This is a genomic window from Massilia cellulosiltytica (assembly GCF_047325105.1).
Taxonomy (GTDB): Bacteria; Pseudomonadota; Gammaproteobacteria; order Burkholderiales; family Burkholderiaceae_D; genus Telluria; species Telluria orientalis.
On the sequence record NZ_CP168562.1, the window covers coordinates 5963840 to 5986810 of the forward strand.

Genomic DNA, 22971 nt, shown 5'->3' on the forward strand with positions numbered 1-22971 from the left:
GGGGTTTCTGATGGATGAAAGATGTCATTCTATCCATATCAAGCGCGATCAAGTGGCGGCGGCCGTTCAGGTCGCCATTATGTTGATGTAAATCAAAACGTCAGACGTTCAGTCGGTGCCCGCAGCCAGCCGCACGACGAGATCGGGATTGACCGGCTTGACGAGGTGCGCGTCGAACCCCGCCCGGGCACTTTGCTCGCGGTCGGCCGGCAGGCCGTAGCCGGTCAGGGCGACGAGGCGGCACGGGTGGTCGTGCAACAGCGCGCGCAGGCGGCGCGCCACCTCGTAGCCGTCCAGGACCGGCAGCCCGATATCCAGCACGGCCAGGTCGGGCAGGAAGTCCGGCACGGCGGCCAGCGCGGCCACCGGTTCGTGGAAGACCCGCACGTCATGGCCGTGCGCGGCCAGCAGGCGCGCGAGCGTGTCGGCGCCGTCGACGTTGTCGTCCACGACCATGATCCGGCGCCGGACGGCCGCCGGCGCGTTCGCAGCCGGCGCCGCGTCCGGCACGGCGCAGGCGGCCGGGGTACGCCGGGGCAGCAGCACGACGAACTCGCTACCTTTGCCCGGCCCGGCGCTGTGCGCTTCCACCTGGCCGCCATGCTGTCCGACGATGTTCCTGACGAGCGCGAGCCCGATGCCCAGGCCGCCCTCGGCGCGGTCGATGGCGCGCTTCCCCTGGAAGAACAGGTCGAACACCTGGGCGCGCAGTTCCGGGCTCATGCCGATGCCGGTGTCGCTGACCGCGAGGCGCACCCGCTCGCCGTCCACGCCATGCGCGCGCAGCACGACCTTGCCGCCGGGCGGCGTATAGCGCGCCGCGTTCGTCAGCAGGTTCGACACCACCTGGGCCAGGCGCATCGGATCGCCCTCCCAGGCCAGGTCCGGTTCGATGTCGACGTCGAGCCGGTGGCGGCGCTGTTCCAGCAACGGCCGGGCCATCTCGATGGCCTTGCCCAGGGGCTGCGCGAGGTCGACCCGTTCGCACTGCAGCTCCACCTTGCCGCGGGTGACGCGCGAAATGTCCAGCAGGTCGTCCACCAGCCGCACCAGGTGCTGCACCTGGCGTTCGATGATCTCGCGCTCGCGCGCGAAGCCGGTCTCGCCGCGCATGCGGATCAGTTTCAGCGCGCTGACGATCGGCGACAGCGGATTGCGCAGCTCGTGGCCGAGCATGGCGAGGAATTCGTCCTTGGCGCGGCTGGCGGCCGTCAGTTCGGCCAGCAGTTCGGCGCGTTCGGCGTGGGCGTGCTCGATTTCCTGGCGGGTGCGCACGTGCTCGGTGACGTCGACGGCCACCACGATCATGCCGCGCTCCTCCCCTTCTTCCACCGCCAGCGGCTCGACGCTGAACTTGAGATAGCGCCCGTGCACGTGCAACTCTTCCACGCGGGCCGCGCGGCCGGTGGCGTGGACGTGTTCGAGCAGGTGGTGGATCTCGCCGCCGCGCAGTTCGGGAAAGGCACGCAGCAGCGGCAGCCCTTCGATGCCGTCGCGGCCCACCAGTTCGCGGTAGCAGCGGTTGGCCAGGCGGAACACGAAGTCCGGCCCCATCAGCAGGGCCGCCGCCACCGGGGCGTCGAGCAGCATGCGGTCGCGCTGCTTGAGCGCGATGTCGCGCTCGCGCCTCTCGGTCGCGTCGCGCGTGAAGCAGCGCGTGTAGCGCAGCTGGCCGTCCTCGAAGCTGCCGTTCGAGTGGATCAGCACATGCCGGATCGAGCCGTCCTTGCAGCGCAGCCGGGCCGGATAGTCGTACAGCGTGTCGCCGCACGCGAGGCGGGTGACGATGTCGTCGATGACCGGGCGGTCGACGTGGAACTCGGCGATGTTGTGGCCGACGTATTCCTCCCAGCCGTAGCCGAGCATCTGCAGCTCCGCGCGGTTGGCCCACAGGATGGTGCCGTCGGCGCCGACGCGGTGCAGGCCTTCGACCGCGTTCTCGACGAAGTCCGCGAGTTCGCGCTCGCTCCGGCGCAGCACCCGTTCATTGTCCTTGTACCGGCGCACCTCCGCGCGCAGCGCCTGCACCTCCTGCTCGAGCCGGATGCGGCCGATGTCGGCGTCGCCCTCGGCCGGCAGCGCCAGCGCCGTGTCGGCGCAGGCATGATCGTGCTCGGCGCACACGCGGCGGAACGCCTGCGCCAGCTCGGGCGTGGGAAACGCATCCCAGGGATAGGCGCAGAACAGCGAAAACACCTGGCGTCGCGCCAGGTCGTTCCAGAGTTCCTCGAGCCGCAGCGCCGCATCGTGGCGGCCGCGCGCGCACAGGAGCGCCACCATTTCGCCGAACGCATGGACGGTGGTGCCGCCGGCGCAGGCCGCGGCCACCGCGCTGCCCACCGCGGCCTCGAAACGCGCCGGGTCGGGCCACCCGTCGACCATGAACTGCGCGAGCACGGCGTCGGCGTCCATCCACGCGACCCGCACGGCCGCCGCCGGACCGAGACGCCGGCGCAGCACGTCGATGTGGTCCGGCGTGGCGATCACGATGCCCTTGCCGCCCATAGGCACGGCCTGCGCGAGGAACGTCGCGACTTCGTCCAGCATGACGTCGCCCTCGTCGTAGAACCGTACGAAATGTCCACTCCTGCCGTATTTCCCCGACAGCAGATCATCCGATCTGATCAGCACGTCAACTCCTTGTGCGGGGTGAAAGTGCCCGGACCCCGGGCACAATGGACCAGTTTAACATACCGGACCGGACATTTAACGTTTGTTTATCCGCCATGGATGTGTTGATGGAAGTCAAAACGAGCTACACTATCGCCCTTGGCCCACCGCACTTTTGTCCAGATCCATGCCACGAATTATCTCCGCCAACCTGAACGGCATCCGTTCCGCCCACAAGAAGGGTTTCTTCAACTGGATGGCCAGCCAGGACGCCGATTTCATCTGCGTCCAGGAGCTGAAAGCCCAGCAGGCCGACATGACCGAGGAGTTCCTCGCGCCGCACGGTTACCACGGCCATTTCCATTATGCCGAGAAAAAGGGTTACTCGGGTACGGGCGTCTACAGCCGCACGAAGCCGGATGCCGTCAGGACGGGCTTCGGCTGCGTCGAATTCGACAACGAAGGCCGCTACACCCGCGCCGACGTGGGCAACCTGACCGTCATTTCCGTCTACTGCCCGTCCGGCTCGTCGTCGCCGGAGCGCCAGGAAGCCAAGTTCCGCTTCATGGAAGTGTTCCTGCCACACCTGCAGGCGCTCAAGGCCGAGGGCCGCGAAATCGTGATCTGCGGCGACTGGAACATCGCGCACAAGGAAATCGACCTCAAGAACTGGAAGGGCAATAAGAAGAATTCCGGCTTCCTGCCGGAAGAACGCGCCTGGATGACCCGGATCTTCGACGAACTGGGCCTCGTGGACGTCCACCGCGGCATCGACCAGCGTCCCGAGCAATATACGTGGTGGAGCAACCGCGGCCAGGCGTGGGCGAAGAACGTCGGGTGGCGCATCGATTACCACGTCGCCACGCCGGGCATCGCCGCGAAGGCGCACACCGTCTCCATCTACAAGGACGAACGGTTTTCGGACCATGCGCCGCTGATCATCGATTACCACCTCTGATAATTCCCCCCGGCAAGGGGGAAATCCACTCATATATGTCGTAAAAACATCAACTTACCCACTTTGGCAGTGGGTTTGTTGATATGATCGTTCACTAAGTTTTCCTTGTGGAATCTTTTTCCACGACGTCAAACACTGTCCGCGAACGATCATGCCCACCCAGACCCCTCTTTCCTTCGTGCCGAAGTTACTGGCGCCCCCTACGCCGATCTTCACGCCGGGCCACATGAGTATTACCCTGGATTTCAGCACCGACATGGCGGCTGGGAGCGGGTCGGTCATCATCACGGACGGTGCCATACAGACCGTGATCGACCGCGTAACGGGCGAGCCCACGCTGCGGGTGGTCGGCGCGACCGACACGCACACGATATCGGCATCCAGCCTGGACATCCAGGGCACCCAGGTCACGCTGGACGTGGCGGGCCTGCTGCCCGGCCACACCTACAGCATGGTGATGGGCGCGGACGCGCTGCAATCGATAGCCCACGTGGCCTTCGGCGGCGTGCGCTCCACGTCGCAAGTACCGATCGTCACGCCGGACGCGCCGGACACGCTCGGCCCGCAGCTACTCAAGATCGACACCGACGGCAGCGTCCTGAAAGCGGGGGGCAGCATCGTCGTCACCTTGACGTTCTCCGAAGCCGTCGATGCACTACCGGCGGATGCGTTGAGCGCGCAGCACGCGGAGATCACCAGCCTGACCAGGAGCGGCGACGGACTCACGTGGAAAATGACCCTGACGGCGCCGAAAGACGCCACGACGGCGCCCGGCAACGTCCTGAGCCTGGACATGACCAAGGTGCTCGACGCGGCCGGCAACCACGGCAGCGGCACGAGCAACCTCGCCAGCTACACGGTCGACACGCAGGCGCCCACGGCCACCGTCACGCTCGACCACACCCTGCTCGGCGGCGGCGTCGATGCCGTCGCGACCATCAAGTTTTCCGAAGCCGTCACGGGCCTCACGTCCGCCGCGCTGAGCGCCGGGCACGCGACCGTCTCGAACCTGCACACGACGGACGGCGGCACGACCTGGACCGCCACGCTGAGCGGCACCGCGGCCACCAGCGCGGGCGGCAACGTCCTTGCCGTCGACCTGGGCCAGGTGAAGGACCTGGCCGGCAACGCGGGCAGCGGCAGCGCGGTGTCGGCGGCCTACACGGTCGACACGCAGGGACCGAACGCCGTCGCCATCGCCCTCGACGGCGCCACGCTCGCCGCCGGCAAGCCCGTCCATGCGACGTTCACGTTCGCGGAACGCGTGCAGAACCTGGCGCCGGACGCGATCACGGCACCGCATGCGACGGTGTCCAATCTCGCCAGCAGCGACGGCGGCAAGACCTGGACCGCGACGCTCTCCGCGGACGGCACCGGCACCTGGACCGGCAACGCCGTCAGCGTCGACCTGGGCAAGGTGGCCGACCTCGCCGGCAACGCGGGCAAGGGCACGAGCGCGGGCCCGGCCTACACCGTCGACACGCAGGGGCCGACCGCCACCCTGGCACTGGACGGAACGGCCGTGCACACGGGCGGCACCCTGGGCCTGACGCTGCATTTCAGCGAGGCCGTGAAAGACCTGACGGCGGCCGCGCTGCAGGCGCCCAATGCGGCGCTCGCCAACCTGCAGCACTCCGCCGACTACCTGACGTGGACGGCCACGCTCACCCCGCAGGGCGGCGTCACCGACGCGACCAATGCCGTCATCCTCGATCTCGCGAAGGTGCACGACGCCGCGGGCAATGCCGGCAGCGGCAGCACGGCCTCCGGCAACTACGCCATCGACACGCACGGCCCCGGCGCCGTCGCCATCGCGCTGGACGGCGCCACGCTCGCCGGCGGCAACAGCCTGCACGCCACGTTCACGTTCGACGAAGCCGTGCAGGACCTGCCGCTCGCCGCGGTCGACGCGCCGCACGCGCACGTGACCGGCCTCGCGCCTGGCGCCGACGGCAAGACCTGGACCGCGACCCTGACCGCGGACGGCAGCGGCACCTGGACCGGCAATACCGTCTCCGTCGACCTGGCCCGGGTGAAGGACCTGGCCGGCAACGCGGGCAGCGGCACCTTCACCGGCGCGGCCTACGCCGTCGACACGGAAGGCCCGACCGCCACGCTGGCGCTGGACAGCACGACCCTGCACGGCGGGAGCAGCGCCACGCTGACGATCCGGTTCAGCGAAGCGGTGACGGACCTGACCGCGGCCGCGCTGCAGGCCCCGAACGCGACGCTCACGCACCTGCAGCATTCGGGCGACGGGCTGACGTGGACGGCCACGCTGACGCCGACGAGCGGCATCGAGGATGCGGTCAATACCGTCACCCTCGACCTCGCGAAGGTGCACGACGCGCTCGGCAACGCGGGCAGCGACAAGGCGACTTCCGGCAACTACGCCGTCGACACGCAGGGCCCGACCGCTACGCTGGCGCTGGACAGCACCGTGCTGCACAGCGGCGGCGGCGCCACCCTGACGATCCGGTTCAGCGAAGCCGTGACGGACCTGACGGCGGGCGCGCTGCAGACACCCAACGCAACGCTCGCGAACCTGCAGCATTCGAGCGACGGATTGACGTGGACGGCCACGCTCGCGCCGCAGGGCGGCGTCGAGGCTGCCAACAATGCCGTCACCCTCGATCTCACGAAAGTGCACGATGCATTCGGCAACGCGGGGAGCGGCAGTGCCGTCCCGGCCGCCTACAAGGTCGACACGGTGGCGCCGACCGTGACCAGCATCGCGCTCGACAACACGAACCTGGACGCCACCCACGGCGCCACGCTGACCGTCCGCTTCAGCGAAGCCGTGGCCGACCTGGGCACGGGCGCCATCACCGCCCCGCACGCGGCCGTCAGCGGCCTGCACACGGCGGACGGCGGCCTGACGTGGACCGGCACGCTGGCCAGCAACGACCTGGCGCCCAGCAGCGGCAACGTGCTGTCCGTCGACCCGGCCAAGGTGCACGACCTGGCCGGCAACGCGGGCAGCGGCAGCGCCCAGTCGGACAGCTATGCGGTCGCGGGCATCGCCAACACGCTCGCCATCACCCTCGACGGGACGAGCCTCGACGCGACCCACGCGATCCAGGCCACGTTCACGTTCACGCAGGCCGTGCCGAACCTGCCCCTCGCCGCGATCTCGGCGCCGCACGCGAGCGTCTCGAACCTGGTGGGCAGCGCGGACGGCAAGACCTGGACCGCGCTGCTGTCGGCCAACGGCAGCGGCGACTGGACCGGCAACGTCGTCGGCGTGGACATGGCCAAGGTGCTGGACGCGAGCGGCCATGCCGGCACCGGCAGCGCGTGGAGTGCCCCGTACGCGGTCGACACGATCGGCCCCGCGGGCGCGACGATCCTGCTTGCCGCCGGCACGCTGAACGCGGGCGGCACGATGGACGTGACCTTCACGTTCGCCGAGAGCGTGAGCACGCTGCCGGCAACCGCGATCAGCGCGCCCGGCGCCACCGTGAGCGGCGTGCACACGGCCGACGGCGGCAAGACGTGGATGGCGACGCTGACGGCCCAACCCGGCGTGGACACGGGCGGCCTGCACGTCGTGCTCGACCTGGCCCAGGTCGTCGACGCCCACGGCAACCACGGCGGCGGCTTCGCGGCCAGCACGGCCGCGTACGCGATCGACAGCAAGCCGCCCGTCGTGGCGGACATCCTGTTCGACGACACGACGATCGGCCCGTCGCACGGCATCGGCTTTTCGATCACGTTCTCGGAAAGCGTGAGCGGCCTGACCGCCGCCGCGCTGCAGGCCCCGCACGCGACGGTGAGCGGCCTGGCGACGGCGGACGGCGGCAAGACGTGGACCGGCACCCTGAACGCCGAGGCCGGCGCCGGCAGCAGCACGGGCAACCAGCTGCGCGTGGACCTGACCCAGGTGCACGACGCGGCCGGCAACGCGGGCAGCGGCAGCGCGGCGTCGCTGTCGCACTACAGCGTGAACACGGATGCGCTCACCGCCACCGTCGCCCTGGACGGCGACGCGCTGGTCAGCGGCGGCAGCGTCGGTCTCACGGTGCGATTCTCGGCGGCGGTGACGGCGCTCGACGCCTCGGCCCTCGACACGCCGCACGCCGCGCTCACGAACCTGCACCACTCGGACGACTACCGGACGTGGTACGCGACCCTGTCCGCGGCCGACGCGGGCATCGTCGACAACACCAACACCGTCGGCGTCGACCTGACCAAAGTGCACGACACGCTCGGCAACGCGGGCAGCGGCACGGCCAGCTCCGGCAACTACACGTACGACACGACGGTGGCGGCCTACATCTCCGGACTCTTCGTCAGCGACGAAGGTCCGTATGCCGACGACGGCATCACGAACAGCGGCGGCGAATACGCCTACGGCTATTTCATCGGCACCCTGGCCGACAACCAGCAGTTGAAGGTGCTGATCGACGGGCAGGAAGTGGACCCGTACGGCCTGCACGTGTACTCGGCGGAAGGCGGCAGCACGTACTGGTATTACGCGAGCGAGGCGTACCTGCCTCCGGGCGTGCACACGTACACCGCGAGCATCGTCGACGACGCCGGCCACGCCAGCGCCACGGTGTCGAAGCAGATCACGATCGACACGACGAATCCGCACGTCACCGGTTCGCCCGACGGCAGCACGGCGTTCGACGTCGCGGGCAATCTCGTCCTCACGTTCGACAAGCCCGTGTACTGGACGAGCGGGGAAAGCAGCTACGACGGCCTGCAGCTGTACGACTTCGACGGCGCCAGCAGCTACATCCCCCTGACGGAAGCGAACTTCTCGGCCGACCACAAGACCATCACGCTCACGGCCGACGAGCTGCACCTCGGTTCGGGCAACGACTATTCCCTCTACCTGCCCTACGCGCTGACCGACCTGGCCGGCAACCAGGTGGCGGAGCACAGCATCGTCTTCCACACGGCCGGCACCTACGTCGACGTGACGGCGCCGCGCGCGACGAACCTGCGCGCCGACGTCGGCGGCGGCGACTACGGCGTCGGCGAAACCATCGGTATCCGCGTGACGTTCAGCGAACCGGTCGACGTACGCGGCGCCCCCAGCCTCGAACTCAACAACGGCGCCCAGGCCCACTTCAAGGGCCTGAGCGACGACCATCGCAGCGCGCTGTTCGAGTACACGGTGGCCGCCGGCGACAACGACGTGTCCGGCCTGGACTTCGCTACCAGGGGCGACCTGACGGACCATTTCGCGGACGGCGCCGGCAACGTGCTCGACCTCGCGCACATCACGTACGGCTACCTCGGGGACTCGGACGGCTACGGCGGCACGATCCGGATCGACACGCATGCCCCGGACGCCCCGTCCGCGCCGACGCTCGCCGCCGCATCCGATACCGGCATCGCCGGCGACAACGTCACGAGTGTCGTGGCGCCCACCTTCACGGGCAGCGGCGCCGATGGCTGGGCCCAGATCGAACTGTACGTGGGCGACCGCCTGGTCGGCAGCGGCTGGGCCGACGGCGGCGGCAAGTGGAGCATCGACGACGTCCTGCTGGGCACCAACGGCACCTACACGGTCAAGGCCGTCCAGTACGACGCCGCGCACAATGCGAGCGCACCGTCGCAGCCACTGACGGTCACCGTCGCCGGCTCGACCGCCGCGGGGGCGACGTTCTTGCCGGGCGCCGACAACGGCCTGTCCTCCAGCGACACCATCACGAGCTTCACCGCGCCGGCACTGACGGGCACCGTGGCCGCCGGCACCCAGGTGACCGTGTGGGACGGCGGCACGATCCTTGGTTCCACCACCGCCGGCGACAACGGCGTATGGCATTTCTCGCCCCTGTGGGACCTCGCGAACGGCCAGCACACGATCACGCTGGAACTGCAGGATACCGGGGGCAACGTGACGCCGCGCGAACTGTCGGTCCCGTTCACGTTCACGGTCGACGCCATCGAACCGGACGCCCCGGGCCAGCCGGTGCTGGCGGCGGGGAGCGACACGGGCGTCTCGTCCTCCGACGGCATCACGAACGACACGATGCCCACGCTGACCGGCACGGCGGCCGAAAGCGGCGGCCGGATCCTGGTCTACGACGGCGCGTCCCTGGTGGGCGGGGCCGACGTCGGCAATAACCGGAGCTGGACGGTCACGCTCGGCGGCGGCGGGCCGCTCACGGACGGCGTGCACACGTTCACCGTGGTCCAGGAAGATGCGGCCGGCAACCAGGGCACCGCATCCGCGCCGTTGTCGGTCACGATCGACACGACGGCACCGACGGTGGCATTGACCCAGTCGACCAGCAAGGCGGGGGCGAACTGGCACAGCCTGACGTTCAGCGAAAAGATCGTGTTCGCGCAGAACGGCACGATCGACGTGCTCGACAGCGGCAACGTGGGGCGCTCGCACCATGCGTGGGACGTGCTGACCAACTGGGACATCGCGACCGACGCGCGCACGCTGGAGCTCAACCTGGGCACGCTGAACGGCGCCTACCACCTCACGGTGAACGGTAACGCGATCGAGGACGTGGCGGGCAACGTCGCCATCATCGGCAGCGACACCTTCGGCGTCGGACTGACGGCCTGACGTCTCGACCCGACGTCGTTCCCGCGAAGACGGGATGCCGCTCTGCGTCATCCCGCCAAGTCTTGCTTGCGTCGCCGCAGCTCAACGACCCCGGGCCCCGGCCTTCGCCGGGGCGACGGTTTCAAGCCGGCCACTCCAGCGCGCGGCCGCTTGCGAAGCTGCGCGCTGCTCCCGTGAGCGGATCGTCGAACGCGATGGACCGCGCCAGCAGTTGCAGCGGCGCGGAGAAATCGTCGCCCTTGCACGGCAGCGCGACGGGATAGAAGGCGTCGTTCAGGATCGGCACGCCCAGCGACGCCATGTGCAGGCGCAGCTGGTGCTTGCGACCCGTGTGCGGATGCAGGCGGTAGCGCGCCACGTCGCCGCGCGTTTCCAGCAGCTCGACGAACGTCTCGGAATTCGGCTCGCCCGCTTCTTCGCGCATCACGAAGAACTTGTCGCCGTCGACCATGCGGCTGCGGTAGGTGAACGGGAATTCTCTCCCGTGCAGCACGGGCGCCAGCGCCTCGTACACCTTGCGGATGCTGCGCTTCTGGAACATCGACTGGTACGTGCCGCGCGTGGCCAGGTTGTGCGAGAAGATGACGACGCCGGCCGTCTCGCGGTCGAGGCGGTGGATCGGCGTCAGGTGCGGCAGGTCGAACTTCTGTTTCAGCCGCACGAGCAGGGTCTCGCGCAGGAAGCGCCCCGTCGGGATCATCGGCAGGAAATGCGGCTTGTCGACGACGAGCAGGTGCTCGTCCTGGAAGATGATGCCCTCCTCGAACGGAATCGGCGTCTCGTGTTCCAGCTCGCGGTAGTACCAGATGCGCATGCCCTGGCGTACGTGGCTGTCGGCCTGCAACGGCGTACCGTGCGCATCGACGACGTCGCCGCGCGCGAGGCGTTCGGCCCAGGACGGGCCGGCGATGGCGGGAAAGCGCTCCTCGAGAAAGGCCAGCATGCCGCCGGTCCGGGTTGCCGTGATCCACAGATAGCTGGGCGCCACGCCGTCCCGCACCGGCAGCGGCACGACGGCATTGGCTGCGGCCTGGTGGCCCTTCCTGACGAAACGAACCATCGATCCCTTGTTTATCAGCGTTGCGCGACGTTGGAGCGGTAAGGCGGCAACCGGTCGACGGACGTGCCCTTGCTGCGCGCATACAGCGGCAGCAGCACGTTCATGTGGCTGTCGATCTGCTCGATGCGATCGCTGCCGCCCGGGTGCGTGGACAGCAGCTCGATCGGCGCGCCGCTCTGGTTCAGCGCCGCCATCTTGTTCCACAGCGCGATGCCCGCGCGCGGGTCGTAGCCGGAGCGCGCGGCGATGTCGAGGCCCACGAGGTCGGCTTCGCGTTCCTCGTCGCGCGAGAATTTCAGCACGAGGAGCTGGCCGGCCGCGTTGGTCGCGCCGCGCACGTCCACGCCGAGCCAGGCCGACAGCGCGGCGCCGCCCAGCTGGCTCGCGAGGCCCGTCGCCGCCGCCTTGCTCTGGCGGTCGCGCCCGTGCTCGCGCAGCGCGTGCGCGATCTCGTGGCCCATCACGGCCGCGATCTCGTCGTCCGTGAGGCGCAGCTTGTCGATGATGCCCGTGTAGAACGCGATGCGCCCGCCCGGCATGCAGAACGCGTTCACCTCGCCGGACTGCAGCAGGTTGACCTGCCACTTCCACTGCTGGGCGTCGGGGTTCCAGCGCGCCGTGTTCGGGATGATGCGTTTCGCGATGGCGCGCAGGCGCTGCACGCGCGGGTCGGATTCCGGCACGAGCGCGCCTTCCTGCTTCGCCTTGCTCATCAGCGCCAGATATTGCTGGGCCGACTGCTGGTTGATGGCGTCCTCGGGCGCGGCGATATCGCGCCACACGCCGCCGATCGAATTGCGCTTGAGCGGCTTGACGGCGATGCCGTCCTGCACGACCTGGTCCTGGTTCGGGCGGTCGTCCTGCGCGCGTGCGGCGTACGCGCCGGGCGTGGCAACGCTCAGGGCGAGCAGCACGGCCGCGCCGTGCTTGAAGAGTCGATTCATGGTGTTCTCCTGCTGGGTTCTGGACACATGATGCCCAAGTCGCGTCCGTAAGTACAACACGATACGCATACCCGGGCAGCGACGCAGGCGGGGAAACGTCAGGCCTTGCTCACGAGATCGCGCTTGCGCAGGCGGAATACCGCCAGGCTGCCGCGCAAATTCGGCAGGAACGACACCGGCTTGCCCTCGGCCAGCGCGACGTATTCCAGCACTTCCAGGCCGCATTTCTCGGCCAGGTCCTTGAAGTCGTAGATGGTCGCGTAGCGCAGGTTCGGCGTGTCGAACCACTGGTAAGGCAGGGTGCGCGACACCGGCATGCGCCCTTTCAGCAGCGCGGCGCGGTGCGGCCAGTATGCGAAGTTCGGGAACGACACGATCGCTTCCTTGCCCACGCGGACGATGTCGCGCAGGCGCGCCTCCACGTGCTGCATCATCTGCAGCGACGACAGGCACAGGACCACGTCGAACGCGTCGTCCGCGAACAGGCCGAGGCCCTGCTCCATGTCGTGCTGGATCACGCTGATGCCGCGCTGCGTGCTTTCCAGGACCTTGTCGTCGGCGATCTCCACGCCGTAGCCCGTGCAGCGCTTGGCCTGCTCCAGGTAGCGCAGCATGGCGCCGTCGCCGCAGCCGACGTCCAGCACGTGGGCGCCGTCGCCGACCCAGTGGGCGATGAACGCGAGGTCGGACCGCAGGGTCAGGTCTTCGTATTTCATGCGGCCTCCTTCTGCTCTGCCGCGATGCGCTGGAAGTAGGCGCGGACGATGTTCATGTAGCGCACGTCCTCGAGCAGGAAGGCGTCGTGGCCGTGCGGCGCGTCGATCTCGGCATAGGTCACCTTGCGGCGGTTGGCCAGCAGCGCTTCCACGATCTCGCGGCTGCGCTCCGGCGAGAAGCGCCAGTCCGTCGAGAACGACGCGACGAGATATTGAGCCTGCGTGTTTTCCAGCGCCTTGGCGAGGTTGCCGCCATGCTCGCGGGCGGGATCGAAATAGTCGAGCGCCTTGGTGATCAGGAGGTAGGTGTTGGCGTCGAAGTATTCCGAGAATTTATCGCCCTGGTAGCGCAGGTACGATTCGATCTCGAAGTCGATGCCGAAGTCGAATTTGTAGTCGTTCCTCTCGGCCGCATTGCGCAGCTTGCGGCCGAATTTTTCCGCCATGTCGTCGTTCGACAGGTACGTGATGTGGCCGACCATGCGCGCCACCTTCAGGCCGTTCTTCGGCACCACGCCGTGTTCGTAGAAGTCGCCGCCGCGGTAGTCCGGATCGGTGAGGATCGCCTGGCGCGCCACGTCGTTGAACGCGATGTTCTGCGCCGAGAGTTTCGGCGTGGACGCGATCACGATGCAGTGACGCAGGCGCTCGGGGAACATGATGCTCCACGCGAGGGCCTGCATGCCGCCCAGCGATCCGCCCATCACGGCGGCAAAACACTCGATGCCGAGGCGGTCGGCCAGCAGCGCCTGCGCGGCGACCCAGTCTTCCACCGTCACGACGGGGAACGTGGCGCCGTACGGTTTTCCCGTGGCCGGATTCGTGTGCATCGGGCCCGTGGAACCGAAGCAGGAGCCGAGGTTGTTGACGCCGATGACGAAGAAGCGGTCGGTGTCGACCGGCTTGCCCGGTCCCACCATGTTGTCCCACCAGCCCGCGCTCTTCGGCTGGTCGGCGTAGTGGCCGGCGACGTGGTGCGACGCGTTCAGCGCGTGGCAGATCAGCACCGCGTTCGATTTGTCGGCATTCAGCGTGCCGTACGTTTCATACATCAGCGTGTAGTCGCCGATCGCCGCGCCGCTTTGCAGGCGCAACGGTTCGGCGAAGTGCATCGCCTGGGGGGAGACAATTCCGATCGATCCCATGAAGACTCTTAAGTTGTAACTAGACGGACTGCAGCTGCTCCACGGCTTCGGCGATGGCCGCCGGTTCCATCGCGCGCAGGATGCGCCTGGTGCGCGGCACGAGCCGCGCCAGGTCGCTGGACAGGATTTCCTGCTTGACGGCCAGGAGCTGGGCGGGATGCATCGAGAACTCGCGCAGGCCCATGCCCAGCAGCAGGCGGGTGAGCTTGACGTCGCCCGCCATCTCGCCGCACACGGCGACGTCGATGCCGGCCTTGTGCCCGGCCTCGATCGTCATCGCGATCAGGTTCAATACCGCCGGGTGCAGCGGATTGTACAGGTGCGCCACCTCGTAGTCGACGCGGTCGATCGCCAGCGTGTATTGAATCAGGTCGTTGGTGCCGATGGACAGGAAGTCCAGGCGCTTGACGAACATCGGCAGCGCCAGCGCGGCGGCCGGGATCTCGATCATGGCGCCGACTTCCACCGCCGCGTCGTACTTGATGTTCTGCTCGCGCAGCTGGGCCTTGGCCTGCTCGATCATGCCGAGCGTCTGGTCGATCTCGAACGCATGCGCCAGCATCGGGATCAGGATGCGCACCTTGCCGAACGCGGACGCGCGCAGGATCGCGCGCAGCTGCGTGAGGAACAACTGCGGCTCGGCGAGGCAGTAGCGGATCGCGCGCAGGCCCAGCGCCGGGTTCAGCGCCGTGTGTTCCGTCTGGTCGAGCGGCTTGTCGGCGCCCACGTCGAGCGTGCGGATCGTGACCGGGCGGCCCTTCATCGCCAGCACGGCCTTGCGGTACTGCTCGAACTGCTCGTCCTCGCCCGGCACTTTCAAACCCTGTGCGCCGCGGCCCATGAACAGGAATTCGGAACGGAACAGGCCCACGCCGACGGCGCCCGCTTCCAGCGCCGGACCGCAATCGTCCGGCAGCTCGATGTTCGCGAGCAGCGTGATCGGCGTGCCGTCCTTCGTGACGGCCGGCGTCTTCTTGAGCTTGAAGAGGCGTTTGCGCGCCTTCATCAGGTTGGCCTGGCGCGCGCGGTACTGCTCCATAACGAGCGCGCTCGGATTGCAGATCACGACGCCGGCATCGCCGTCGACGATCACCCAGTCGTCCTGCTCGATCAGGCGCGACGCCTGGCTCATGCCGACGGCGGCCGGGATGTCCAGGCTGCGCGCGACGATCGCCGTGTGCGAGTTCTGGCCGCCCACGTCGGTGACGAAGCCGACGAACGAGCGGTCGCGGAACGCGAGCATGTCGGCCGGCGAGATGTCGTGCGCGACGACGATCATCTGCGGCTGGAAGTGGTCTTCCTCGGGCACCGGCGGCGCCGACAGCGCGGTTCCCATCAGCACCTTCAGCACGCGCTCGGCCACCTGCTGGATGTCCTGCTTGCGCTCGCGCAGGTACTCGTCCTCGATCTCGTCGAACTGCGCGGACAGCTCGTCGATCTGCGTGACGAGCGCCCATTCCGCGTTGTAGTGGCGACTGCGGATGATGTCGAGGGGCGCCTCCGAGATCATCGGATCGGACAGGATCAGCACGTGCACGTCGATGAACGCGCCCAGTTCCGTCGGGGCTTCCTTCGGCAGCTCGGTCCACAGCTCCTGCAGGTTGCGGTGCACTTCGGCGATCGCGTCCTGCAGGCGCTTCACTTCCGCCTCGACCTGCTCTTCCGGCACGAGGTAGTGCTTGACGTCGAGCGCGGCCGGCGTGAGCAGGTGCGCGCGCCCGATCGAGATCCCGCGCGAGACCGGAATGCCGTGCAGTGTGAACGATGCCATGGAGGGTCCCGGGTGACGGCCAGCTCGGCTGCTGTCCGGCATTACTCGCCTTCGCCGAATTTATCGTTGATGAGGCCGGTGAGCGCGGCGATGCATTCCTGTTCGTCGGGGCCGTCCGCTTCCAGGGTCACCTTGGCGCCCTTGCCGGCGGCCAGCATCATGACGCCCATGATCGACTTGGCGTTGATGCGGCGGCCGTTGCGGGTGAGCCAGACGTCGCTCTGGAACTTGGCGGCCAGCTGGGTGAATTTGGCGGATGCGCGGGCGTGAAGGCCCAGCTTGTTGATGATCTCGAGTTCCTGTTGAATCATATTTTAATTGTCGTTTCTCTCGTTCATCTGTCCGGTCAGGTGCCGACCCGGATGCGGTTGTCGACCCGGACGGCGCCGTTCTGCGCGCCGGTCAGGGCCATCTCGACCACGACGTCCAGCGTGTCGCGCCGGTACGTAATCGCGCGCAGCAGCATCGGCAGGCTGATGCCCGCGATGACTTCCACGCGACCGGCCTCGGCCAGCGTGTTGCAACAATTGGACGGCGTGCCGCCCTTGATGTCGGTGATGACCAGCACGCCATCGCCTTCGTCCAGGCGCTGGATTGCACTCTTCGCCAGGGCGTGGATCTCGTTCGTGTCCTGGTCCGCCGTCACGTCGATCGCCTCGAAGCGCTCGGTGGGGCCGCGGAACACGTGCGCGACCGCGGCGATGAATGCCTGGCCCAGCGGAGCGTGGGTCATCAGCAGGATGCCTACCATGTCTTTAATTTCCCGTTACCCGGCGCTCGACGGCGTCGATGAACATCGCCGCAACGTCGAAACCGGTCTGGTCGGTGATCTCCTGGAAACACGTGGGGCTGGTGACATTCACCTCGGTCAGGAAATCGCCGATCACGTCCAATCCTACCAGCAACAGGCCACGCGCCGCCAGAATCGGGCCGAGACTTTCCGCGATCTCGCGGTCGCGCTCGGTCAGCGGCTGCGCGACGCCGGTGCCGCCGGCCGCCAGGTTGCCGCGCACTTCCCCGGCCTGCGGAATGCGCGCCAGCGAAAACGGGACCGGCTTGCCGTCGATGACGAGCACGCGCTTGTCGCCCTTGACGATGGCGGGAATATATTTCTGCGCCATGATAGTGCGCGCGCCGTTGTCCGTCAGCGTCTCGATGATGGAACCAAGGTTCAGGCCATCGTCCTTGACGCGGAAGATGCCGGCGCCGCCCATGCCGTCCAGCGGCTTGAAAATCACGTCGCCGTGTTCGGCGTGGAAGGCGCGCAGGCGCGTGCCGGACGACGACACGAGCGTGGGCGACGTGAACTGGCTGAACTGGGCAATGGTCAGCTTTTCGTTGTGGTCGCGGATCGCCGAGGGTTTGTTGAACACGCGCGCGCCCTGGCGCTCGGCCAGTTCCAGCAGATACGTGCCGTACACGTATTCCATGTCGAACGGCGGGTCCTTGCGCTCGATGACGGCGTCGAACGCGGACAGGGGCACGGTATCGGTGTCGCCTTCGCGGTACCAGTCGTCCGGGTCGCCGGTCAGCTGGATCTCGGTGGCCTCGGCCGTCACGACGCCCTCTTCCAGCACCAGGTGGCGCTGTTCGAAGGCATAGATCCGATGGCCGCGCCGCGCCGCTTCGCGCATCATCGCGAACGTCGAGTCCTTGTAGATTTTGAAGCCGGACAGCGGATCTGCGAGAAAAGCGATTTTCATGATGGTCCCAATGGAGGCAATACCACGATTTTAGCCGGAAACGCGGATGTTCGCGGAAAGGCGACCGCGTCCGGCGGACGAGTTACCGGGGCATCTTCCTGTTGGCAAAACGTCATCTATTCAATCTGCATTTGCGAACCGTCAAACGTGCCGCCGGACCACTTGGGAAGATGCGTCCCAGGAGGACACGATGAGCGACCAAGCCGAGCAGGAACGCATCAACCAGGCCTATCGCCAATGGCATGGCGGTGCCGGGCTGGCGAAACACGTCTGGCACCGGCCCGACATCGTGCGCCAGGCGGCGGCGCGGGCGCGCGTGCTGGCCGACCTGCTGCCGCTGACGGTGGGCCGCGACCTGTCCGCCGTGCGCGCGCTGGACGTCGGCTGCGGCGGCGGCGGCTTCCTGCGCCAGCTGATCGATTGGGGCGCCACGCCGTCCCACCTCGCCGGCACGGAGCTGCAGCCCGACCGCCTGGAGCAGGCCCGGGCCCGCACGGCGCCCGGCGTGCGCTGGCACCTGGGCCAGATCGACGTCTTTCCCGACGCGAGCATGGACCTCGTGAGCGCACACACGGTGTTTTCCGCGCTCCTGGACGAAGACCTGCGGCGCGGCCTGGCCGCCGAAATGTGGCGCGTGCTGCGTCCGGGCGGCTGGACGATGATTTTCGATGTCCGCTACGGCAGCCCGCGCAATGCCCACGTGCGCAAGGTGACGGACGTCGAACTGCTGCGCTTCTGGCCTGCCGCCAGCCGCCACTACCGCACGCTGGTGCTGACGGCGCCCGTGGGGCGCACGCTGGCCGCCCTGCCCTGGTTGATTCCGGAAGCGCTGGCGACGTTGCTGCCGCCGCTGCGCTCCCACTTCATCTACATGGCGCGCAAGCCGGAGACGGACCGTATGGTCTGAATCAATAGATTTCCGGGTCCGGATCGGTCCGTTCCAACTCCAGCGAAGCAGCGAGCAACGCAAGACGCGCCACCACGCCGTACACGTAGAAGCGGTTCGGCGCGGCCGTCCCCGGCTTCGCCTTCAGGTCGGGCACCGCGTGCTGCTGCGCGAACGCGAGCGGCACGTATTGCGAGCCCGGCGCGTTCAGGTTCTGGTCCACGCCGCGCTCGGCGTGCACGCGGTAGAAGCCGCCGACGACGTAGCGGTCGATCATGTACACGACCGGCTCCGCCACCGCGTCGTTGATCGACTCGAACGTGGGCACGCCTTCCTGGATCATCACGTCGGTGACGGTGACGCCATCCTTGATGACCGACATCTTGTTGCGCTGCTTGCGGTTCAGGTCCTTGACCTCGCTCGCATCCTTGACGGTCATGATGCCCATGCCGTACGTGCCGGCATCCGGCTTGACGATGACGAAGGGTTTCTGGTCCTTCATCCCGTATTCCTTGTACTTCTTCTTGATCTTCGACAGCAGCGCCGACACGTTATCGGCCAGGCATTCCATGCCCACGTCTTCCTGGAAATTGACCTCGCCGCATTTGCTGTGCAGCGGGTTCACGAGCCACGGGTCGATGTCGATCAGCTTGCCGAACTTCTTGGCGACCTCGTCGAACGCCTTGAAGTGATTGCTCTTGCGGCGCACGGCCCAGCCGGCGTGCAGCGGCGGCAGCAGCGATTGCTCGTGGACGTTTTCGAGGATGCTCGGGATGCCGGCGGACAGGTCGTTGTTCAGCAGGATCGTGCACGGGTCGAAGTCGGCCAGGCCCACGCGGCGGCCGTTGGGCGAGCGCACGAGCGGCTCCACGACCAGCATGTTCCCGTCCGGGAGCGCGAGCGGCGTCGGCTCCGTCACCTCGGGCGACAGCGAGCCCAGGCGCACGTGCAGGCCCGTCTGGCGGAAGATCTGCATCAGGCGCTGCACGTTCTGCAGGTAGTACGGGTTGCGCGTATGGCTTTCCGGGATCAGCAGCAGGTTGCGGGCGTCCGGGCAGTATTTGTCGATCGCGGCCATGGCGGCCTGCACCGTCAGCGGCAGCATTTCCGTCGACAGGTTGTTGAAGCCGCCCGGGAAGAGGTTCGTATCCACCGGCGCCAGCTTGTAGCCGGCATTGCGCAGGTCCACCGAGCAGTAGAACGGCGGCGTGTGCTCCTGCCACTCGAGGCGGAACCAGCGTTCGATGGCGGGCGTGGCTTCGAGGATCTTCTTTTCCAGGTCCAGCAGGGGACCGGTCACGGCGGTGGCGAGGTGGGGAACCATAAAAATGACGTCCTTCGGGCTTCTTGGCGATATGGTAAGCCGAGATTGGGGTGTTCGAACGTTTTTTAAAGACCTTTATGCAATTTAGAAATAAAAAAAGCGCCCCGGAGGGCGCTTTCGCATATTGCATTCCTGATAATCAGGAGTGGTAAGCCTGCTCGCCGTGGCTCGTGATGTCGAGGCCTTCGCGTTCCTCTTCCTCCGGGACACGCAGACCGACGACGACGTCGACGATCTTGTAGGCGATGAACGAGACGACGGCCGACCACACGATGGTGGTGCCGACGGCTTCCGCCTGCACGAGGACCTGGTGGCCGATCGAGTACGGGTCGGCGGACATCTTGTTGGTGACGTAGTCGAAGATGCCCTGGCCGCCCAGTTGCGGTGCCGCGAACACGCCGGTCAGCAGCGCGCCCAGGATACCGCCCACGCCGTGGACGCCGAACACGTCCAGCGAGTCGTCGGCGCCGATCATGCGCTTCAGGCCGTTCACGCCCCACAGGCAGACGATGCCGGCGACGAGACCGATGACCAGGCCGCCCATCGGACCGACGAAGCCGCAGGCCGGGGTGATGGCGACGAGGCCGGCGACGGCACCCGAGGCGCCACCCAGCATCGACGGCTTGCCCTTGGTGATCCACTCGCCGAAGACCCACGACACGGTGGCGGCGGCGGTGGCCAGCAGGGTGTTGACGAAGGCCAGCGCGGCGACGTCGCCCGCTTCCAGTGCCGAACCGGCGTTGAAACCGAACCAGCCCACCCACAGCAGCGAGGCGCCGATCATGGTCATGGTCAGCGAGTGCGGGGCCATCGATTCACGGCCGTAGCCGACGCGCTTGCCGATCAGGATCGCACCGACGAGGCCGGCGATAGCGGCATTGATGTGCACCACGGTACCGCCCGCGAAGTCGAGGGCGCCCTTCTGCCACAGCCAGCCGGCCTTGGCGGTCTCGGCATCGACGGTCGCGGCGGTGAACGCATCCGGACCGGTCCAGAACCAGACCATGTGCGCGACCGGCAGGTAACCGAACGTGAACCACAGCACGACGAACAGCAGCACGGCGGAGAAGCGGACGCGCTCGGCGAACGCGCCGACGATCAGGCCGCAGGTAATGGCCGCGAACGTGCCCTGGAACGCCACGAAGACGAACTCGGGGATGACGACGCCCTTGCTGAAGGTGGCCGCGGTCGAGAACGCGCCCTTGACCGGATCCCAGATCCCGTTCAGGAACAGGCGGTCGAAGCCGCCGATGAACGCGGTCTTCTCGGTGAACGCCAGCGAGTAGCCGTACAGGCACCACAGGACGATGATGACCGCGAAGATCATGAACACCTGCAGCAGCACGGACAGCATGTTCTTGGAACGGACCAGGCCGCCGTAGAACAGGGCCAGGCCCGGAATCGTCATCATGATCACCAGCAGCGTGGCGACCATCATCCAGGCGGTGTCGCCCTTCTGCGGGGTCGGTGCGGCAGCCGGCGCGGCCGGTGCGGCGGCAGCTTCCGGTGCAGCAGCAGCTGCTGCGGCCGGCGCGGCGGCGACCGGTGCGCTGGCGGCCGGTGCGGCCGCGGGTGCTGCGGCTTCCGCAGCGGCTGCCGGTTTGGCGGCATCCTGGGCCATGGCCGGGGCGGCGGCTGCCAGCGCCACGGCGACGGATACGCCTGCGATCAGTTTCGTGATGGTGTGGATCATCGGATTCCCCTTACAGCGCTTCGTTGCCGGTCTCGCCGGTACGGATACGGACTACCTGCTCCAGGTTGGAGACGAAAATTTTGCCGTCGCCGATCTTGCCGGTGCGCGCGGCGCTCTGGATGGTGTCGATCACCTGGTCGACGATGGCATCGTCGACCGCTGCCTCGATCTTGGTCTTCGGCAGGAAATCGACGACGTATTCCGCGCCACGGTAGAGCTCGGTATGGCCCTTCTGGCGACCGAAACCCTTCACTTCCGTCACGGTGATACCCTGGACGTTGATTTCCGAGAGGGCTTCACGCACCTCGTCGAGCTTGAAGGGTTTGATGATGGCGGTGATCATTTTCATGTGATTGCCTCTTCAGAAAGTTTTTGAAACAGTGAGCAGGGCCGCGGACTTGCCCAGGTTTTCCGCGGACGGGCTCACGTACGCGCTGGTGTCGGCCTTGATCCAGGACAGGGCCACGGAGCAGATGCCCAGGTCCTTGGTGACGCCGAGCTTGTAGTCGGTGTACGACAGCGAACCGTTGTGGCGCACGTTCTGGCGGCCGGCGTGCAGGTTCAGCGTGAAGCCGCTGCCGACGTCGACGTTGGCGCCGATGTCCAGGTAGCCGCTGCCCTTGCTGTCGGCCGTGCCGAACAGGTTCGTCAGCGAATGCGAGTACTTGACGTAGGCCGGGCCGAAACCGAGCTGGCCGTACAGTTCGAACGTGTTGGCATTCGGATGCAGGCCATTGCTCGGGTAGAAGTAGTACAGGCCGCCGACGTCATAGGTGATGTCGCTCGTGAGGTTGCCGCGCTTGCCGCCGTACAGGTCCCACTCGACGTCGCCGCTGCCGCCCAGGTCCTTGGTCCACTTGATGGTGGACAGCCAGGTGCCCGCGTACAGGCCGGTCGGATTGTGGGTGTAGTCGGCGCCGCCTTGCAGTGCGGGGTCGAGACGGGACTGGGAAATGCCGCGGTAGCGATAATCGCTCGTGACCGCCGCGTTGAAACTCACTTCATTGTCCGGCTTCTGCTCTTCGGCGCCGGCCAGCCCGATATGAAGGCTCCACAGGCTTGCTGCGAGTACTGCGGCGTGGGACCAGTTGCTGTTACGACGCTTCATACGACACTCCCTTTAGTTGAACATATTCTTGGGTTGCGGTTTACAATCCGGGATTGCGACCTCTTATGGTTAATGGTTGATTAGCAGGATGCGTGCCACCCCCATGCCGGGCGGGTTCCCGCTTGTTTTTCACCCCTTCCGCCCCCAGTTTTTTAATTTCAAAATACAAACGGGACCAGGACGCGTGCGCCGTCACGGTGCACGCACCAAATCAGGTATGTACGCACCTTCTTGGTGCGGGGTGCCGACTCAAGGACTAGTGTGAAATGAACAATTTTTTCAATGATTTGCAGGGCAAGATCAACCAGGCGTTCGAAAACTCGCCCGCCAAGGACATCGAGCGCAACGTCAAGGCGATGATGACCCAGGGCTTTTCGAAGCTGGACCTGGTGACGCGCGAAGAGTTCGACATCCAGGCCCAGGTGCTGGCCAAGACGCGCGCCAAGCTGGAGGCGCTGGAACTGCGTGTGGCGGAACTCGAAGCGAAGCTGGCCGCCTCCGACGCCAAGGTTTGACGC

General features: G+C 67.1%; 17 protein-coding genes. 4 read left to right on the forward strand and 13 right to left on the reverse strand.

Going from position 1 to position 22971, the window contains the following annotated elements; all coding sequences use genetic code 11:
- Window positions 1–108: 108 nt before the first annotated feature.
- Complete coding sequence (locus ACEN9H_RS26150; protein ID WP_413672622.1) at window positions 109–2631, reverse strand: ATP-binding protein; 2523 nt, start codon at window positions 2629–2631, stop codon at window positions 109–111.
- Window positions 2632–2797: 166 nt separating this feature from the next.
- Between ACEN9H_RS26150 and ACEN9H_RS26155 the strand changes: the two genes are divergently transcribed.
- On the forward strand, window positions 2798–3568 hold the full coding sequence (locus ACEN9H_RS26155; protein WP_371768824.1) for an exodeoxyribonuclease III: 771 nt from the start codon (window positions 2798–2800) through the stop codon (window positions 3566–3568).
- 151 nt (window positions 3569–3719) lie between these two features.
- Complete coding sequence (locus ACEN9H_RS26160; protein ID WP_413672623.1) at window positions 3720–10103, forward strand: Ig-like domain-containing protein; 6384 nt, start codon at window positions 3720–3722, stop codon at window positions 10101–10103.
- A gap of 121 nt (window positions 10104–10224) precedes the next feature.
- Here the strand turns inward: ACEN9H_RS26160 and ACEN9H_RS26165 are convergent, their stop codons facing one another.
- From ACEN9H_RS26165 to gshB, 8 genes are all read right to left on the reverse strand, one after another.
- The gene (locus ACEN9H_RS26165; RefSeq protein WP_413672624.1) at window positions 10225–11163 is read right to left on the reverse strand and encodes an RluA family pseudouridine synthase; all 939 of its coding nucleotides are present in this window, start codon (window positions 11161–11163) and stop codon (window positions 10225–10227) included.
- A 14-nt stretch (window positions 11164–11177) separates the two neighbouring features.
- Window positions 11178–12107: a M48 family metallopeptidase gene (locus tag ACEN9H_RS26170; protein WP_160409731.1), complete on the reverse strand. Its 930-nt coding sequence runs from the start codon at window positions 12105–12107 to the stop codon at window positions 11178–11180.
- A gap of 98 nt (window positions 12108–12205) precedes the next feature.
- A complete protein-coding gene (metW, locus tag ACEN9H_RS26175; protein ID WP_371765947.1) occupies window positions 12206–12823 on the reverse strand; it encodes a methionine biosynthesis protein MetW in 618 nt (205 codons plus the stop codon).
- Entirely contained in the window at window positions 12820–13968 is a 1149-nt protein-coding gene (metX, locus tag ACEN9H_RS26180; protein ID WP_160409732.1) for a homoserine O-succinyltransferase MetX, read from the reverse strand. Before metX ends, metW begins: the two co-directional genes overlap by 4 nt.
- Before the next feature lie 19 nt (window positions 13969–13987).
- Complete coding sequence (gene ptsP / locus ACEN9H_RS26185) at window positions 13988–15739, reverse strand: phosphoenolpyruvate--protein phosphotransferase (protein WP_413672625.1); 1752 nt, start codon at window positions 15737–15739, stop codon at window positions 13988–13990.
- A gap of 41 nt (window positions 15740–15780) precedes the next feature.
- Window positions 15781–16050 (reverse strand): HPr family phosphocarrier protein, encoded by a 270-nt coding sequence (locus tag ACEN9H_RS26190; RefSeq protein ID WP_056122141.1) that lies wholly within the window; start codon window positions 16048–16050, stop codon window positions 15781–15783.
- A 35-nt stretch (window positions 16051–16085) separates the two neighbouring features.
- Window positions 16086–16490: a PTS sugar transporter subunit IIA gene (locus ACEN9H_RS26195; protein ID WP_056122138.1), complete on the reverse strand. Its 405-nt coding sequence runs from the start codon at window positions 16488–16490 to the stop codon at window positions 16086–16088.
- Between the two features lie 4 nt (window positions 16491–16494).
- Window positions 16495–17442 carry a glutathione synthase gene (gene gshB / locus ACEN9H_RS26200; RefSeq protein WP_056122136.1) on the reverse strand — a complete coding sequence of 316 codons (948 nt, stop codon included), beginning with the start codon at window positions 17440–17442 and terminating at the stop codon, window positions 16495–16497.
- Window positions 17443–17632: 190 nt separating this feature from the next.
- Between gshB and ACEN9H_RS26205 the strand changes: the two genes are divergently transcribed.
- Window positions 17633–18349, forward strand: a complete 717-nt coding sequence (locus ACEN9H_RS26205) for a class I SAM-dependent methyltransferase (RefSeq protein WP_413672626.1) — start codon at window positions 17633–17635, stop codon at window positions 18347–18349.
- A gap of 1 nt (window position 18350) precedes the next feature.
- On the opposite strand, the gene gshA is transcribed toward ACEN9H_RS26205, so the two are convergent.
- From gshA to ACEN9H_RS26225, 4 genes are all read right to left on the reverse strand, one after another.
- On the reverse strand, window positions 18351–19652 hold the full coding sequence (gshA, locus tag ACEN9H_RS26210) for a glutamate--cysteine ligase (protein WP_025511598.1): 1302 nt from the start codon (window positions 19650–19652) through the stop codon (window positions 18351–18353).
- 139 nt (window positions 19653–19791) lie between these two features.
- On the reverse strand, window positions 19792–21345 hold the full coding sequence (locus ACEN9H_RS26215) for an ammonium transporter (RefSeq protein ID WP_413672627.1): 1554 nt from the start codon (window positions 21343–21345) through the stop codon (window positions 19792–19794).
- 10 nt (window positions 21346–21355) lie between these two features.
- Window positions 21356–21694: a P-II family nitrogen regulator gene (locus ACEN9H_RS26220; RefSeq protein ID WP_025511601.1), complete on the reverse strand. Its 339-nt coding sequence runs from the start codon at window positions 21692–21694 to the stop codon at window positions 21356–21358.
- A 12-nt stretch (window positions 21695–21706) separates the two neighbouring features.
- Entirely contained in the window at window positions 21707–22453 is a 747-nt protein-coding gene (locus tag ACEN9H_RS26225) for a TorF family putative porin (RefSeq protein WP_056122125.1), read from the reverse strand.
- Between the two features lie 266 nt (window positions 22454–22719).
- Between ACEN9H_RS26225 and ACEN9H_RS26230 the strand changes: the two genes are divergently transcribed.
- A complete protein-coding gene (locus tag ACEN9H_RS26230) occupies window positions 22720–22968 on the forward strand; it encodes an accessory factor UbiK family protein (protein WP_371765955.1) in 249 nt (82 codons plus the stop codon).
- Window positions 22969–22971: the final 3 nt, after the last annotated feature.

Coding starts and splice junctions, on each gene's coding strand:
- ACEN9H_RS26230 (WP_371765955.1), top strand. CDS start 22,720: ATGAACAATTTTTTCAATGATTTGCAGGGCAAGATCAACCAGGCGTTC.
- gshB (WP_056122136.1), bottom strand. CDS start 17,442: ATGAAAATCGCTTTTCTCGCAGATCCGCTGTCCGGCTTCAAAATCTAC.
- ACEN9H_RS26195 (WP_056122138.1), bottom strand. CDS start 16,490: ATGGTAGGCATCCTGCTGATGACCCACGCTCCGCTGGGCCAGGCATTC.
- ACEN9H_RS26155 (WP_371768824.1), top strand. CDS start 2,798: ATGCCACGAATTATCTCCGCCAACCTGAACGGCATCCGTTCCGCCCAC.
- ACEN9H_RS26190 (WP_056122141.1), bottom strand. CDS start 16,050: ATGATTCAACAGGAACTCGAGATCATCAACAAGCTGGGCCTTCACGCC.
- metX (WP_160409732.1), bottom strand. CDS start 13,968: ATGGGATCGATCGGAATTGTCTCCCCCCAGGCGATGCACTTCGCCGAA.
- ACEN9H_RS26220 (WP_025511601.1), bottom strand. CDS start 21,694: ATGAAAATGATCACCGCCATCATCAAACCCTTCAAGCTCGACGAGGTG.
- ptsP (WP_413672625.1), bottom strand. CDS start 15,739: ATGGCATCGTTCACACTGCACGGCATTCCGGTCTCGCGCGGGATCTCG.
- gshA (WP_025511598.1), bottom strand. CDS start 19,652: ATGGTTCCCCACCTCGCCACCGCCGTGACCGGTCCCCTGCTGGACCTG.
- ACEN9H_RS26170 (WP_160409731.1), bottom strand. CDS start 12,107: ATGAATCGACTCTTCAAGCACGGCGCGGCCGTGCTGCTCGCCCTGAGC.
- ACEN9H_RS26165 (WP_413672624.1), bottom strand. CDS start 11,163: ATGGTTCGTTTCGTCAGGAAGGGCCACCAGGCCGCAGCCAATGCCGTC.
- metW (WP_371765947.1), bottom strand. CDS start 12,823: ATGAAATACGAAGACCTGACCCTGCGGTCCGACCTCGCGTTCATCGCC.
- ACEN9H_RS26215 (WP_413672627.1), bottom strand. CDS start 21,345: ATGATCCACACCATCACGAAACTGATCGCAGGCGTATCCGTCGCCGTG.
- ACEN9H_RS26205 (WP_413672626.1), top strand. CDS start 17,633: ATGAGCGACCAAGCCGAGCAGGAACGCATCAACCAGGCCTATCGCCAA.
- ACEN9H_RS26225 (WP_056122125.1), bottom strand. CDS start 22,453: ATGAAGCGTCGTAACAGCAACTGGTCCCACGCCGCAGTACTCGCAGCA.
- ACEN9H_RS26160 (WP_413672623.1), top strand. CDS start 3,720: ATGCCCACCCAGACCCCTCTTTCCTTCGTGCCGAAGTTACTGGCGCCC.